Annotated in this window: 17 protein-coding genes; 8 read left to right on the forward strand and 9 right to left on the reverse strand. The window is 64.0% G+C overall.

From position 1 onward, the window contains the following. Nucleotides 1-80 precede the first annotated feature (80 nt). Complete coding sequence (locus NFJ07_RS09235; RefSeq protein ID WP_269993807.1) at nt 81-332, forward strand: type II toxin-antitoxin system Phd/YefM family antitoxin; 252 nt, start codon at nt 81-83, stop codon at nt 330-332. Continuing rightward, nucleotides 329-595, forward strand: a complete 267-nt coding sequence (locus NFJ07_RS09240; RefSeq protein ID WP_269993808.1) for a type II toxin-antitoxin system RelE family toxin — start codon at nt 329-331, stop codon at nt 593-595. The genes NFJ07_RS09235 and NFJ07_RS09240 overlap by 4 nt, the downstream gene beginning before the upstream one ends. A gap of 114 nt (nt 596-709) precedes the next feature. On the opposite strand, the gene NFJ07_RS09245 is transcribed toward NFJ07_RS09240, so the two are convergent. The 5 genes from NFJ07_RS09245 to NFJ07_RS09265 all read right to left on the reverse strand — a co-directional run bounded on the left by NFJ07_RS09245 (nt 710) and on the right by NFJ07_RS09265 (nt 5,741). After that, entirely contained in the window at nt 710-1,561 is an 852-nt protein-coding gene (locus NFJ07_RS09245; protein WP_269993809.1) for an IclR family transcriptional regulator, read from the reverse strand. A gap of 111 nt (nt 1,562-1,672) precedes the next feature. After that, on the reverse strand, nt 1,673-2,503 hold the full coding sequence (locus tag NFJ07_RS09250) for an SDR family NAD(P)-dependent oxidoreductase (protein ID WP_269993810.1): 831 nt from the start codon (nt 2,501-2,503) through the stop codon (nt 1,673-1,675). 380 nt (nt 2,504-2,883) lie between these two features. After that, nucleotides 2,884-3,630 carry an SDR family NAD(P)-dependent oxidoreductase gene (locus NFJ07_RS09255; RefSeq protein WP_269993811.1) on the reverse strand — a complete coding sequence of 249 codons (747 nt, stop codon included), beginning with the start codon at nt 3,628-3,630 and terminating at the stop codon, nt 2,884-2,886. 90 nt (nt 3,631-3,720) lie between these two features. After that, nucleotides 3,721-4,050 carry a DUF4286 family protein gene (locus NFJ07_RS09260; RefSeq protein WP_269993812.1) on the reverse strand — a complete coding sequence of 110 codons (330 nt, stop codon included), beginning with the start codon at nt 4,048-4,050 and terminating at the stop codon, nt 3,721-3,723. Nucleotides 4,051-4,097: 47 nt separating this feature from the next. Further along, nucleotides 4,098-5,741 carry a flavin-containing monooxygenase gene (locus NFJ07_RS09265; protein ID WP_269993813.1) on the reverse strand — a complete coding sequence of 548 codons (1,644 nt, stop codon included), beginning with the start codon at nt 5,739-5,741 and terminating at the stop codon, nt 4,098-4,100. Nucleotides 5,742-5,924: 183 nt separating this feature from the next. Here NFJ07_RS09265 and NFJ07_RS09270 point away from each other — a divergent pair, with 183 nt between their 5' ends. Beyond that, a complete protein-coding gene (locus NFJ07_RS09270; protein ID WP_269993814.1) occupies nt 5,925-6,866 on the forward strand; it encodes an SDR family NAD(P)-dependent oxidoreductase in 942 nt (313 codons plus the stop codon). A 46-nt stretch (nt 6,867-6,912) separates the two neighbouring features. On the opposite strand, the gene NFJ07_RS09275 is transcribed toward NFJ07_RS09270, so the two are convergent. The 4 genes from NFJ07_RS09275 to NFJ07_RS09290 are packed head-to-tail and all read right to left on the reverse strand — an operon-like array spanning nt 6,913 to nt 9,625. Beyond that, nucleotides 6,913-7,590 (reverse strand): TetR family transcriptional regulator, encoded by a 678-nt coding sequence (locus NFJ07_RS09275; protein ID WP_269993815.1) that lies wholly within the window; start codon nt 7,588-7,590, stop codon nt 6,913-6,915. Nucleotides 7,591-7,592: 2 nt separating this feature from the next. Further along, nucleotides 7,593-8,084: an HtaA domain-containing protein gene (locus NFJ07_RS09280; protein ID WP_269993816.1), complete on the reverse strand. Its 492-nt coding sequence runs from the start codon at nt 8,082-8,084 to the stop codon at nt 7,593-7,595. Continuing rightward, a complete protein-coding gene (locus tag NFJ07_RS09285; RefSeq protein ID WP_269993817.1) occupies nt 8,081-8,704 on the reverse strand; it encodes a carboxymuconolactone decarboxylase family protein in 624 nt (207 codons plus the stop codon). The genes NFJ07_RS09280 and NFJ07_RS09285 overlap by 4 nt, the downstream gene beginning before the upstream one ends. Before the next feature lie 18 nt (nt 8,705-8,722). Continuing rightward, nucleotides 8,723-9,625, reverse strand: a complete 903-nt coding sequence (locus NFJ07_RS09290; protein ID WP_269993818.1) for an SDR family NAD(P)-dependent oxidoreductase — start codon at nt 9,623-9,625, stop codon at nt 8,723-8,725. Nucleotides 9,626-9,721: 96 nt separating this feature from the next. Between NFJ07_RS09290 and NFJ07_RS09295 the strand changes: the two genes are divergently transcribed. The 5 genes from NFJ07_RS09295 to NFJ07_RS09315 all read left to right on the forward strand — a co-directional run bounded on the left by NFJ07_RS09295 (nt 9,722) and on the right by NFJ07_RS09315 (nt 14,881). Next, entirely contained in the window at nt 9,722-10,555 is an 834-nt protein-coding gene (locus NFJ07_RS09295) for an IclR family transcriptional regulator (protein WP_269993819.1), read from the forward strand. Between the two features lie 216 nt (nt 10,556-10,771). Further along, on the forward strand, nt 10,772-12,001 hold the full coding sequence (locus NFJ07_RS09300) for an NAD(P)/FAD-dependent oxidoreductase (RefSeq protein ID WP_269993820.1): 1,230 nt from the start codon (nt 10,772-10,774) through the stop codon (nt 11,999-12,001). A 39-nt stretch (nt 12,002-12,040) separates the two neighbouring features. After that, nucleotides 12,041-12,364 (forward strand): ferredoxin, encoded by a 324-nt coding sequence (gene fdxA / locus NFJ07_RS09305; RefSeq protein WP_269993821.1) that lies wholly within the window; start codon nt 12,041-12,043, stop codon nt 12,362-12,364. Between the two features lie 2 nt (nt 12,365-12,366). Further along, nucleotides 12,367-13,701 carry an FAD-dependent oxidoreductase gene (locus tag NFJ07_RS09310; protein ID WP_269993822.1) on the forward strand — a complete coding sequence of 445 codons (1,335 nt, stop codon included), beginning with the start codon at nt 12,367-12,369 and terminating at the stop codon, nt 13,699-13,701. Between the two features lie 16 nt (nt 13,702-13,717). Then, nucleotides 13,718-14,881 (forward strand): P-loop NTPase, encoded by a 1,164-nt coding sequence (locus tag NFJ07_RS09315; protein ID WP_269993823.1) that lies wholly within the window; start codon nt 13,718-13,720, stop codon nt 14,879-14,881. Nucleotides 14,882-14,945 lie beyond the last annotated feature (64 nt).

The following is a 14,945-nucleotide window of genomic DNA, read 5'->3' on the forward strand; positions in this document are numbered from 1 at the left end:
TGGGCCGACGGCTGTGTCCAAAGTCAAGCGCTCGTCCTGTGAGCTTGCTTGCGTTTCGTAAGGTTCGTAAGATTTGTTGCATGACGACGACTACTTCCAATGAGGCCAGAACGCACTGGGCGGAGCTGATTGACGGTGTGCGCGTTGAGCCTGTGCACATCACCCGGCGGGGGCGCCCCGTTGCGGTGTTAGTGGACCCTGAATTTTATGAGCGTGCTGTGCAGGCGTTGGAGGATGCCGAGGATGTTGCGGCTGCGCGCGCTGCCAGGGCCGAGGGCGGGCCGACGGTCACTCATGAGGAATTATTGCGTGAGCTTGGTATCGAGGCGTGACGGGCCGTTTCGGCATCCGCTATACCTCGGCTGCAGCGAAGCAGATCCAAAAGCTGGACAAAGGAGCCCAGGTACGGGTCCTGAAGGCTGTGGAAATCCTCAGTGATACTCCGCGTCCCCCTTTGGGCAAGCAGGTGGTGGGCGGTGACGGGGAATGGCGCATCCGGACCGGTGATTACCGCATTATTTATGAGATTCACGACCAGGAACTACTGATCCTGGTCGTGAGGGTAGGGCACCGCAAGGAGATCTACCGGCACTGAAGCTCTGAGGGCCTGGTCTGAAGGTCCAAAATGGCATGCCAATGTTTCATGTTGTGATGGTTCATAACATGTTGGGTGGTGATGAGTGATGGCCTGAAAGGCCGTCACCTTCAGTCAGGATTCCGTGGATGGCCCTTCAGTGGGCTGGGGCCGAGTGGCTACGCGGGAGCTCGCGATACGGGCAGTGAGGGCCGCGGCCGAGTCCCTCACGAGGCGTGCGAGATTGGATTCGGTGCCCCTGTCGAAGCGGCCCTCGGGGATCGTGATGCCGACATCGCCCACGACGAGGTTGCCTGAGAGCCCGAACACCGGGGCGGCGACGGCGATCGCGCCCTCAATCCGCTCGCCGTGCGAGATGGCGTAGCCGTCCCGGTGGATCTCCTCTAGTCGCTCGGCTAGCCGGCCGGGATCTACGTTTGTGCGCGCAGTCAGTGCAGGGAGTGGACTGTTGATGATCTCGCGGCGGGCCTGCTCCGGTAGGAACGCGAGGATTGCGAGCCCGCTCGCGCCCGCGTGAAGAGGCATCCAGGTGTGCTTGGGCAGCACGTAGCGTAAAGGGTGCGGTGATTCGACCGTGTGGGTGAACATCATCTGCCGGCGCTGTTCGTTGTAGACGCCGAAGAACGAGGTCTCTCCCGTGCGTTCGGTGAGCTTGCCGAGGATGTCCGCGGCCGCCTCCTCAAGGGGGAGACGGGCCGTCGTTGCCCAGGCAAGCCGCAGGAACTCGAGCCCGAGCCGATATGCGCCGTCGGGCGTGCGACCCACCATCCCGAGCTTCTCCAGATCCCCGAGTAGGCGGTGGGCCGTGCTCGCGCTGACTCCCATAAGGGAGCCCAGTTCGCGCACGCCGTAGGAGTCCTCGCCCGTGTCGACCATAAGGGTCAGCAGTTCGATCCCCCGCGCCAGCGGATGCCGCTGCCGGTCCGCCACAGGCTCCGAACCCGCAGTCGTTTCGTCTGTACTCATTGGCCCTCCCGAACTCTGTCACCTCACTAAGACCTCGGGACATCGTCTCAGCTCGAAGCCATGCTGGATCAGTCTATTCAACAGGACACGGATTCCGATGAAGAATCGCATTCAGGGATGCGCAAGTATGGGTCGCGGTTGCTTGGATACTTCCTCGAGTAGGCGATCCACCGTCGGACGGATCCGCATCAAAGGATCGATCGCTGGCACCGCATAGAGAAAGTTGGCCTCCATGGCTGCGATTGCTGCCTCGGCTACGTCGTGTGGGTCGATGGCTGGAACAGCAGGAATGGAACCTTTTCTTGCGGAGGACCCTGCGGCATTCTCAACGCGCTCGGATTCGATGGCCGCGCTCATGGGCGTGCGGACGATGCCCGGGCACAGGACGGTGGCGCTGACACCCGGCGCCGATGCATCCAATTCGGCACGCAGCGTCTCCGTGAGTGCGACAACAGCGTGCTTGGTCACGACGTAGTCCGCAATGCCCGGGACGATGGACAGGCCGGACATGGAGGCCGTGTTCAGCACATGGCCGTGATTCTTTTCAACCATGTGCGGCACGAACGCACGGATCCCATTAATGACGCTCCATAGATTCAGGGAAAGCAGCCGCTGCCAAGCATCCGGGCTGATCTCCCATGACGGGCGTTGGTCGTTGGCGGCCCCGACGTTGTTGCATATAAGGTCAAAAGTTCCGAAATGCTCAAGAGTTGTACGCGCAAGCCTTTCGACCGATTCGGCATCCGTCACGTCGGTGGGTACCGCGAGGACTTCGGTGCCGAATGACTTCAGCTCACCGAGGGTGGCCTCCAATCCGTTGGAATCGATATCGGCAATCACGAGCTTGAGCCCGCGCGACGCCAGAGCCCGCGCAAGCGCCCTCCCGATGCCGCTCCCAGCGGCGGTTACCACGGCTATCTCTCCTGGCACGAAACTGGTCATTGCTCGACCCTCTTTCTTTGGATGTTCCTTGAGTGGAACGTATGTTCTGTGGTGAATCAAAGACTTGCGGCGTCGCGGGTAGCCGCGACGCCGCAAACAGTGAAAGTCAGGGTCCCGTCGTCTGGATGCAGGGCGGGCTGACCCACGCTTCGTACCCGTCGTCCTTCATATAGAGCGCGCGTGCCTGGGAATGGTCCCAGGCAATCCACAGGATTGAAGAGTCATCGGAGACCATATCCACCCGACCGCTCCGGACAGTCTTTGGCCCGCGGCGGATCTCGACCTCCTGTCCGAGAACGCAAGACCAGTCGTCGTATCTGATCCAACGGCGGGCAGGAAACGCGCTGACCCCCGCGCAGTAATCAATCAGTGGCAGTTCGTCACCCGGTGAATGTGCCACCGTTGACGCCCATGATCTGCCCTGTGATGAATGAGGCCTGGTCCGAGCAGAGAAACGCGCAGGAAGCGGCGATGTCCTCGCCCGTGCCGATGCGCCCGACAGGAAGGCCCTTCCCCAGGACATCGCTCGGGGGAAGTATCCCTGCCTCCTGTTTCTTGCGTAAGGCCGGTGTGTCGATCGCGGAGGGAGCGATGCTGTTGACGGTCAGGCCCGAGGATGCGTATTCCAGGGCAAGGGTCCTCGTCAGTGCGATCACGCCGCCCTTCGAGGCCGAGTAGGCCGCCAGGGCCGGCGCTCCGGTCTGGGCGCTCACGGAGGAGATCAGGACGATCCTGCCCCATTGGGCGTCCACCATGTCCTGGATCACGGACTGGACGCAGTTGAAGGTGCCCGTCAGGTTGATGGCGAGAACGCGGTTCCAGGATTCGGTCGTGATTTCGGCGAAAGGCTCCTGGACCGCCACGGCTGCACTGGAGACCAGCACTCCGATGGGGCCGAGCTCGCCCCGGGCGTTCTCGATGGCATGGTCGACTTGGGCTCGATCGCTTACGTCAACCCGGTACCCCGCCGCCTTGCCGCCTGCCGCGGACAGCTCCTTGGCGACGAGCTCGGCGCCCTCGCCGTTCACGTCCAGGATGGCAACGGCGTACCCCTCGTCGGCGAGCCGGGTGGAAATCGCCCGGCCGATGCCGGAAGCTCCCCCGGTCACAACCGCGACTCGTGTCATCGCGCTCACCGGGCCAGTCCGCACGGCCCGCCGGGCCGCCTGCTGCTTGAAACCATGCTGATTCTCCTGTCTGTCTGAACGCCGCCGTCCTTACGGGAGGACGGGGTTCCCTTCGGCGACGAACGGGACGAACACCATCGTGCTGAGATCGAGGTCCGGGCTCATGCCGAGGCCCGCCCCGAAGAGCAGGCCCAGGGCGGAGGCCGCAGATCCTTCGACTTCGTAGATCGTCGCGTACTGGTGCGACGCCGGCGCTTCCGTGGCGGCGCGGTAGCGCTGGGCTGCGACGAAACCCGGAAGCCCAAGCACCTCAGGTATGTGTGTCTCCCAGTACCAAGGCCGGAACGCTTCGTCCTGCCCTTCTACGGGGTTGACGAGCGCAAGCAGCATCTCACGAGGTTGCAGCAGTTTTTCGGTCATTTCATTCTCCTTTTCAGATGGAACGGGATTTTCGGACGGGGCGGGCGTCATACCGCGCTCACACTCTCGCGGACGGACGACAGCGCGCCGCCGTAGTTCCCGGTTGCGGTCATCTCGCCCAGCATCTCGTGCAGCTTGGCGCGTCCGCCCGGGTTGAGAAGGAACTTTCGCACTTTGCCCTCGACGTTCGCGCCGTAGTAGTGGCTGTGCTCTGCCGAGAAGATGGATTTGGGCGCGAGGGTCTCGATCATGGTCATCCACGCTTCCTGCTGTTCGGCGGTCGGTTCGAAACGCTCGTAGCCGTGCTCACGCGCGTAGATCAGCGTGCCGGTGATCCAGTCGATCTGGTCCTGCGAGTAGCGCGGGTAGTTGCCGCCGCCGGCACCGTGCGGGCCGCCAGGGAAGAAGAAGTTCGGCAGCTGGTGTGCGCTGAACCCACCGAAGTCCGTGGGGCCGTCTTCCCAGTCCGTGCCGAGGTCGAGGCCTTCGAGGCCCTTGATGCCCATGCGTGTGAGTGCGCCGGTGCCGAAGTCGAAGCCGGTGGCGAAGACGATGATGTCGTACTCGCGATGCCCCTCGCTCGTTTCGATGCCGGTCGCGTCGACCCGCACAATTGGCGTCTCCCTGAGCGCGATCAGCGAGGCCCTCGGATTGTTGAACGACTCGTAGTAGTTCGAGACGAACGGCGGGCGCTTCGCACCGAACAGGTGGTCCTTCGGGATCAGCCTTTCGGCCGTAATGGGATCATTGACGATGCTGCGGACCTTGTTCGCAAGGAACTCGCAAAACTCGAGGTTGACCTCGCGGTTCGTTGTCATGTCGTAGTAGTTGGTGGTGAGCTTGCCAAAACCCGGGCTGTTCCAGACCTTCTCATAGAAGGCTTGCCGTTCATCGAACGAGTCCGCGGTCGAGAACTTGCCGGCGGGCTCATGCAGGAAGCCGGTCGGGTTCGCCGCAGAGCCGAGTTTGCCGGCGATCTCTTCGAAGTTGTCAAGGAGCCACGCGTGGCGCTCATCGGTAATGGGCGCGTTGTTCAGCGGGGTCGTCCAGGTCGGCGTGCGCTGGTAGAGGTCCACGGCGTCCACAAGGTCAACGATGGCGGGCAGGATCTGCGCACCGCTTGGACCGTTGCCGATGATGGCGACCCGCTTGCCCGTGAAATCGACCGGAGTGTGCGGCCAGGCGCCGGTGTGGTAGGCCTGCCCCTTGAAGTCCTCAAGGCCATCCAGGTCGGGGTAGTTCGGCACGGAGAGGCCGCCGGTCGCCGAGACGACCCAGCGTGCCCGGATGGTTTCACCCTTCTCGGTGGTCACTGTCCATGCCGTGTCAGCCTCGTTCCACACTGCCGAGACAACCTTCTGGCCGGTGCGGATGTGCCTCCGTAGGTCGAAGTGGTCCACAACGAAGTTGAGATAGCGCTCGATCTCGGGCTGGGTAGCGAACTCCTCCTCCCAACGCCACTTGTCGAAGAGGCCCTTGGAGTGGATGTACCCGTACGTGTAGCTCTCGGAATCGAAGCGCGCGGAGGGGTAGCGGTTCCAGTACCAGACGCCGCCGACGCCCTCTCCCGCCTCCAGCGTCTGGGCTGAGAACCCGGCCTCAAGCGCACGCTGGAGCGCGTAGATGCCGACAACACCTGCGCCAATCACCAGTACTTCGACATCGACGTCGCTGCTGGTCTGTTCTGCCATTTGACTTCACTCCTACTCAATCTCAATCGGTGCCACACTGGCGACTACCGAACATAATTCAAGCACTAACGCTCAATAATTACAAAGATGCGGCGATTAGTCCCTAATTTGCGCGGATTTTTTGATTGATATTTTTGAGCATGTGTGATGAAATCTGATCCACGGCTACTTCAAAGGAGAACCATGAACGCCACCCCTGACCTCCGATTCGACGGACGTGTTGCCATAGTGACGGGAGCCGGCCGCGGTCTCGGCCGCGCGCATGCCCTGCTGCTCGCCGAGCGCGGTGCGAGGGTCGTCGTCAACGACCTCGGAGGCTCGAAGGAGGGTGAAGGGAGCGACGCCGGGCCCGCCAACGACGTCGTAAGCGAGATCGTCGCCGCGGGCGGCATGGCAGTCGCCGATACGAACAACGTCGGCAGCGAGGAGGGCTGCCATGCACTCGTCCAGACCGCCATTCGCGAGTTCGGCCGCATCGACATCGTCGTGAACAACGCGGGCATCTCGCGCTGGGCAACCTTCCCCGAGGCCGACGCCGAGAACCTTGAGCTCACGCTCGACGTGCACCTGCGCGGCACCTGGCACACCACCCGCGCAGCCTGGCCCTATATGGAGCAGCAGGGTTACGGCCGCATTATCACGACGACGTCAACCGGCATGCTGGGACTGTCCGATAACCTTGCCTACGCGACAGCGAAGGGGGCCCTTATTGGCTTCACTCGAAGCCTCGCGGTGGCTGCCGCACCGAAGGGCATCCGCGTCAACTGCGTCGCGCCGAATTCGGTTACCAGGCCCAGCCTCTCAGCCGACAAGCCGAACATCGTCACGGCTAACCAGATGGACGCCGCGCGCGTTCAGGCCATGCAGACCGACCTCGTCTCGCCGATGGTCGCCTACCTCGCGCACGAGTCGTGCGAGGTCAATGGCGAGATCCTCGTCGCCGGCGCGAAGCGCTTCGCCCGCTGGTTCATGGGCTTTACGCCGGGTTGGCTCGACGATGGCTACGGCGTGCCGACCATCGAAGACGTCGTGACGCACTGGGATGAGATCAATGATGAGAGCGGCTACTACGTGCCCACGGGCACGTACGACTGGGGCGCGAGGTTCATGGCGCACCTGGCCTAGGCTTTTAAGTCAGTAACGGGGCCTGCGTTCACGCAGGCCCCGTTTCCTATTTCCTGGGGTCGTCTTCCGCGAGAGGCGCCGCAAGCCCCGCGCTGAGGAAAGTGATGAGGTCGGCGATGAGCGCCTCGATTCCCGCCGGAAGATGTTCGCGTTTGCGCCGGGCAGTGTGGTACCGGGCGAGTGCGTGCACAGTGCTCGTGAGCGTCAGCCACCAGCGCTCGTCGAGCACCGGTTCGGGGACCTCAGGCACGAGCTTGCCGAGAAGGGTGCGCAGCGTGATGACAGCGGCGCCGACACGCACTCCGACGAGCCCTTCATATCCACCCTCTTCCGTGATGTAGAGGGAGAGGAAAGGAAGGTAATGGTTGTCCGGCTGGAAGTGAATGGCGAGCGGTCGAACGAACGCGCTGACGACGTCGGATACGGTCGGCGTCGTTCCGCTTAACATCAGGCTTGCCACCATCTCGGCGCGGCTGAGCTCACTCTCAGCGCCGCGGAACTCCATAATCGCCTTCACGATCTCTTCACGCTCGCCGAAGTGGTACTGCACGGCCGCGTGGTTGCGCTGCCCCGCAGCCTTGCCGATGTCTCGCAGTGGTACTGACGAGATGCCATGCTGGGCGAAGAGCCGCTCTGCCTCCGTGATGATGCGCTGCCGGGTTGCCTGGCCGCGCACGTTCTTTCGCTCGCCGGACGACCTGGGGGCAACTGAAGTTTGAGACATGCCTATGAGTCTAGTGAAGCGCGAATCTTCAGCGGGGCTAAGCCGGTCCCCGCGGGATATACGCCACCGAAAAGCTCGACTCCGGTTTCCAGGAGATGGACATCCGTCGCCGTCCAGAGGAGATCCGTGCCTTCGCGCCCAAGCTCTTCCGCGCCCGTCACGGCAATGAGCGTGGTCGTCACTCCGCCATCATCGGTGCGGGCTGAAAGAACACCGCCCTCGGGTCCCATGACGAGCTCAGGCTTCGCGATCCTGATATCGAGGAAACCGTGATGGGCCGTAAAGCGCACGGATCCTCCGAATGACAGGCGCCACTCATTCCCCACTTGCACTGCGTTGCGCAGCGGGAAGGTGAATGCGCCGTCGTCGGTGACGGTGGTTCCGTCCTCCACCACGAAGGAGCCGCGGGCGATGACCGTGACGTAGCGCAAGAGTGAATCGCGGACCGCCCAAGTGAGCGATCCGCGATCTACTTCGTCATGCAACGCCGTCACTTGGCCAGCCCGGGGGAGTGGCTCTCGGGAAAGCTCTCCATGCCGGGCTCGAGTTCAAGGCCCATCGTTCGGAACACCATGCAGTGAAAGTCGTAAGTGCCAACGGTGAAGAGCAAGTCGAGGAGCTGTTGGCGGCTGAACCGCGATTCGAGTGCCTGCCAGGTCTCATCCGCCACGTTCTTGTCGCGGCACATCTCGTCGATCGCGCGCACCAGCGCGGCGTCTCCGTTCGACCACAAGGCAGCGTCGGGTCCCTCGGACAACGCGGCGATTTCATCGTCAGTGAGGCACCCTGCTGCCCGGCTCATGCGCACGTGTTGCGCCCACTCGTACTCCCCGTAGCCGAGCCACGTGGTGCGGATGATGGCAATCTCACGAACACGATCGCTGAGGCTCGAGTTCCGGAGGTGGTTCGAATACGGCATCCAGCCACGCATGAGCTCGGGATGCCAGGCGTAGATGCCGAGAATGTTCGATTTCGGCCTGGTCTCCGGGGTGAGCTGCGGGGCGGCTTGTCCGCTTGCACCGTGCGCAGCAAGCACGCTCAAGGCACTGTCGACCTCCGCATCCCAGTCTTCGGTGGGACGGGGGGAGATTCTAGGCTGTGTCAGCTGTGTCATCTTTTGTGCTCCTGTTCGTTATGCGATGAACGATCCGCCATTGACGCTGATGGTCTGGCCAGTCACGTACGAGGCGTCATCGGAGGCAAGGTAGGACACTGCAGCGGCGATGTCGGCCCCGGTACCCATGCGGCCCACGGGGATGTACTTTGACATGTCTTCGACTGACGGCATGGTGCCTGCAGCGCGCTTCTTCTCTACGCTCGGGGTGTCGATTGACGAAGGTACCACCGTGTTGACTGTCACGCCGGATTTAGCGAATTCGACTGCCAGCGCCTTGGTCAGCGCCAGTTGCCCGCCCTTCGATGCGGCGTAATGTGCCATTCTGGGCGCACCGCGCTGGGCGCTCGACGACGAGATCAGCACGACGCGGCCCGCGCCGGCGTCGAGCAGATCGGGCAGGCCTGCTTGCACGAGGTTGAAAGTGCCCGTGAGGTTGATAGTCAGGATCTGGTTCCACTGCTCGAGCGTCATTTCAAGGAATGGCTGCTGCGGTGCGACGGCGGCGTTGGCCACGATGACAGACAGCGGGCCAAGATCGGCGCGGATGGCGGCGAGTGCTGCATCCACCTGATCGCGGTCGCTCACGTCGGCCTGGTAGCCGCGGGCGATGCCGCCGGTCTCTTCGATCCCTGCGGCAGCCTTCTCGGCTGCCCCCTCGGTCCGGGTCAGGATAGCGACCGCGAATCCGTCCTTCGCAAGCCGCTCTGCGATCGACAGTCCGATGCCGGCCGCTCCTCCTGAAACGACGGCGACCCGCCCTCCCCCGCTCATCTTGTCTCCAAGCTGGTAAACCAGGTGTTTTGCTTTGTGGTCATGGTTATCCCTATTCCATTGAGGTGCCGTCGGTTCGCCGCGACGAACCTGCTGAGCCGCCACGTCTTTGTGTGGTGCTTCGCGGTGGGCTACTGTTGTGTTCAACTGAACAAGCGTTCCGTTCTCGGTTGCTTCAGAATTACATGCGCCGAAGATGGATGTCAAGCGACTGAAATTGGCTATGAAACGGGATGGTGGGCGATGAGCAGCGCGGAAGATAAAGCAGATCGAGAGTCCGTCGACGGGCTGCGACGCAGGCATCCCTTGGCCCGCGGCATTGAATTACTCACGCTCATGACTGACAGCGACCGGGATGTTCACGGCGTCCGGGAGCTGGCGGGCCGGCTCGACGTGAGTCCGAGCACCGCGCACCGCCTCATTGCCGACCTTGAAAAGCTCGGACTTGTCAGCCGCACGGCCAACGGCTCATACCGCCTCGGCCTCGAATACTTGCGTCTCGCGTGGACGACGACGGAACGCTACCCGATCCAGGAAGTTTCGAGGGACACGCTGCAGGAGCTCACGGAGCAGAGCGGGGAGTCCTCATTCTTCGCAGTCTATGGCGAGCAGCGACTGCAGATGATGTTCACGCTCGTCGTCGAGTCGTCGCACCCCCTGCGCTACACGCTGCCCATGCGCCAGCAGATCCCCCTCCACGCCGGCGCAAGCGGTTTGGCGATCCTCGCGTTTCTGCCGGCGCAAATCCAGGACCGTATTGCGCGCGGCCCTCTGCGCGCGGCAACCGATCGCACACTGGTCGAGCCTCAGGGCCTGTTCGACCGGCTCGCCATGATCAGGCGCGATGGGTACGCAATCACCCACGGTGAGCGTATCGATGGGGCGATCGCGATCGCCTCGCCAGTCTTCGGTCCGGCGGGCAGCGTGGTCGGGTCCGCAGGCATCTCCATGCCGGAGGCGCGCTTCAACGCCGCACACTCCTCGTCGCTCGCGGGGCTGGTCAAACAGTCCGCCCGCCAGATCACCGACTATCTCACTGGCGCGCGGGATCCACGCACCGGCATCGTGCGTAGGTAGCCGCGGCTGCTGCCATTCGAGCGCGAGGGCGCCTGTGGCGGCAAACGCTCAGGCGGCGCTTCTTGCGTTCCTTGACACCGGTTCGAAGGGCGGCCCATACTGAATGTGTTGCGTTGTAGCGACCACTTGTTCGGTTCAACGAACATGATGACATGAAAACTGCCGCTAGGGCCCAACCGAGACCCTCGCGATACCTGACTACACCGAGGATCAACGATGACCGAAGCAAGCGCCGACCGCCACGTAGTCATTGTGGGTGCGTCGTTGGCCGGAACCCGGGCGGCCGAGGGACTGCGCAACCTTGGCCACACCGGCCGCATCACGCTCATCGGAGCCGAGAGCGAGTTGCCTTACGATCGCCCGCCACTGTCGAAAGATCTGCTCACGTCCGACTGGTCGGACGAGGCAGTCGAGTCGTTTCGACTGGCTACGAAGGCCAGCCTCGACGGTGCCGATATCGAGCTCAAGCTCGGTGTCGCCGCAAGTGGCCTCGACACGATCGAACGTGTCGTCATCCTCGCAGACGGCACGACGGTCGGCTATGACGTGCTTATCATCGCGACCGGAGCCTCGGCCAGGCCCTCGCCCTGGCGCCCCGGGACGGGTGTCTACCAGCTCAGAACGCTTGAAGATTCACGGGCCATCGCTGCGCGCCTCAAACTGGGCGAGCCCGTCGTCGTGGTGGGCGGCGGCTTTATCGGCACGGAGATCGCTGCGGCCGCCGTCGGCTTCGGCTGCGACGTCACGGTAGTCGATCCCGTTTCCGAGCCGATGGCCCGCATCGTCGGCCCTGAGATCGCGCGCAGCCTCGTCGAGCTGCATCACCGGCACGGAGCCCAAACCCGCTTCGGCGTCGGTGTCGCGGACATCCAGGGCCAAGACGGTGAGCTCACGGTCATCCTCGACGACGGCAGCCGCCTCGAGACCTCGATGGCGGTGGTCGGCATCGGCTCGATCGCATCGACCGATTGGCTCGCCGCTTCGGGGCTCACTCTCGACAACGGCGTGGTGACCGACGGTTTCCTCCGAGTGGTCGGGGCTGATGAGGTGTACGCCATCGGCGATGTGGCGCGCTGGCCCCACCCCGGCCGCGGCGTGCAGGTTCGCGCCGAGCACTGGACCAACGCCAGCGACCAGGCACGTTTTGTTGCCACCGCTATCACCCAAGGGGCCGATGTGCCGTATGACTCCACCGACTATGTGTGGTCCCACCAGTACGACTGGAAGGTCCACACCATCGGCTGGCGCCACCCCGAAGGCAGTTCCACCATCGTCGGCGACCTGGCCGAGAGCGGGAAAACCGCGGTGATTCACAGCGACGCGAATGGGGTTGTCTGTGGCGCTGTCACCGTGAACTGGGTACGCGGACTCAACCTGGCACGGAGGCTCTTCGCCACCGGGGAATCCGCAGAGACAATCGTCGAAAAACTTGGGCAGCTGGCCTAACGGCCGCGCTGTCTTGAAGGTGTACGAGAGGAAAGAACCATGGTCTATGTGATCGCTGACGCATGCGTCGACATTCAAGACAAGAGCTGCATGCAGGAGTGCCCTGCGGACTGCATCTTCGAGGGGGGTCGGATGAGCTACATCAACCCCGATCTCTGCATTGACTGCGGGGCCTGCATGACGGCCTGCCCGGTTGACGCGGTCTTCTACGACGCCGAACTTCCGGCCGAAAAGGAGGAGTACGTCGAGATCAACGAGCGCTTTTTCCAGGAGGTCGCGACGCCCAAGAGCGGGCGCAAGGCCGGCAAGATCGACTACGACGTCGATGCTATTGCGGCCCTTCCCCCGCGAGCAGGGGTCTGAGCATGAGTGCACTGCGTGTCGCCGTCATCGGTTCCGGTCCGTCGGGATCGTACTGCGCCCAACTGCTCACCGAAGAGTCCGAGTCCCCGGTTGAGGTGGACGTATTCGAACGCCTTCCGGCACCGTTCGGCCTGGTTCGCTACGGTGTGGCGCCCGACCACCCCAGGGTCAAGTCGATAACCGCATCGTTCGCCGAGGTGTTCGAGGAGACCCCCGGAGTGCGCTTCCTGGGCAACGTCCAGGTGGGCAGCGACATTACGCTCGATGAGCTCCGTGCGAACTACGACGTTGTCGTGTTCGCCAGCGGGGCACAGGTCGACCGAAACCTCGGCATTCCGGGCGAGGAACTGCGCGGTGTGCATGGCGTGCGCGAGTTCGTGTCCTGGTACCAGGGCCACCCGGACAGTGCGAGCGATGCTTTCGCGCTTAATGGAAACCGCGCGGTCATCATCGGAGTCGGCAACGTGGCGCTCGACGCGGCCCGCATGCTCGCCCACACGCCCGAGGCTCTCCGCGCCACGGATGTGCCCGAGCACATTGTCGACACCTTTGCAGCGAGCACGTACCGCGAGATTGTGGTGATCGGCCGCCGCGGACCCGCTTTCGCGAAGTTCACCAACAAGGAGTTCATCGAGCTGTTGGAGGTTGATAGCTGCGACGTCATCATCGATCCTGCCGACCTCGAGCTCGACGCTCAGCAGCAGGCGCACGCCGACGCCGACCCGGCAGCCAGGCGGTTGCTCGCCACATTCGCGAAGGCCGCCGAGCGCGGGGTCCTGGGACGCGACACGGCGATCCGCTTCCTGTTCGACCGTACGCCCGTCGAATTCATTGCCAACGGACCGGCTTTGACCCTCCGCCTGGCAAAGACCAGTGACCCGAACGTCACCGAGACCCTCGAAACGGAGCTCGTACTCCGCTCCGTCGGTTACCGGGGCGCAGCCATCGATGGCCTTCCGTTCGACGCCGCGTCTGGCACCATCGCGCACCTCGACTCGCGCGTCGCGGATGGCGGGAGCGTCCTGCACGGTGTCTACGTGGCTGGCTGGATCAAGCGCGGCCCCACGGGCGTCGTCGGCACCAACCGCCGCTGCGCGTCGGAAACCGTCACCTCAATCCTCGAGGACCTCACCGCACAGGGCTGGACGTCGACGGCGACTGCGGCCGCCGACGTCGACGAGCTGCTGCGCTCCCGCGGGGTGCGGGTGGTGGACTGGGCCGCGTGGCGGGCGCTTGAGCAGGCTGAGTACGCGGCGGGTGAGGCGGTCGGTCGCGAGCCCGTCAAGTTGCACGACCGCGCCGAAATGCTCCGCGCCGCCGGCGTGGCGGCCGGCTGAGCGGAGCAGTACCGACATGGAGAATTCGAATGCAGACCTCGCAGCCGCGGTGCGCGAGGCTGTGGGGCAAGTCAGCGATCCCGAATTGCGCCGCCCCCTTGCCGACCTCGGCATGATCAAGGGCGTCGAGGTCAAAGGCGGTGTCGCCGTCGTCGGCATCAACCTGACCATCTCGACCTGCCCCGCCGCTGACCGTATTAAGCGGGAGGTACGCGCGGCGGCCTGCGCCGTCGTCGGCGTCGAAGAGGTGCGCATCGACGTCGGGGTGATGACCGCAGAAGAGCGGGCGGCGCTCACCGCGAAGCTGCGCGAGGGGCGCAGCCGGGCCAGCATGCCCTTCACCTCAGATTCGCTCACCCGCGTTATCGCGGTTTCCAGCGGCAAAGGCGGCGTTGGCAAGTCCACCGTCACGGCCAATCTCGCCGCAGCGATGGCTGCGCGCGGGCTGCGGGTGGGGCTCATCGACGCCGACGTGCACGGGTTCTCAATCCCCGGCCTGCTGGGACTCTTCGACGACAAGGGAAAGGTCATCAGGCCCACCCGCATCGACAACCTTGTATTGCCGCCTATCGCGCACGACGTCAGGGCGGTATCGATCGGCATGTTCCTGCCTGAGGGCGCCGAAGACACGGCGGTTTCCTGGCGCGGTCCCATGCTGCACCGCACGCTTGAGCAGTTCCTCAGCGATGTGTATTTCGGTGATCTGGACGTGCTGCTCCTCGACTTGCCGCCAGGCACCGGCGACATCGCGATTTCGGTAGGGCAGATCCTGCCCCACGCAGAAGTCATCGTCGTGACGACGCCGCAGCCGGCCGCCTCGGGCGTCGCGGTGCGCAGCGGCATCCTGGCCCGCGAATTCAACCAGCGTGTCATCGCGGTAGTCGAAACCATGTCGCCCATGCAGCTTGCCGACGGCACCTCCTTCGCACCGTTCGGTTCAGGTGGCGGGGCGGCAGCCGCGGCCAAGCTTTCGGCACCCGGCGCCGAGGTCCCGCTGCTCGCGTCGATTCCCTTCAGCACCGGACTGCGCGCGGGGGGCGATGCCGGGGTGCCCGTGGTCGTCGCCGATCCCGAAGACCCCGCGGCCCGCGCTTTCAGCGAGCTCGCCGAAAGGCTAGCCGTTCGCCCCCGCGGACTGCCCGGACGCAGGCTCCCGGTCTCGCTCACAGCAGCTCGCTGAGGTCGCCGCTTACGCAGCAACGCGCGCTTTGGCGGCCGGGACAGTCGGCGTAGGGTCGGGTTCA

Source organism: Arthrobacter sp. B2a2-09, assembly GCF_027587375.1.
GTDB lineage: Bacteria > Actinomycetota > Actinomycetes > Actinomycetales > Micrococcaceae > Arthrobacter.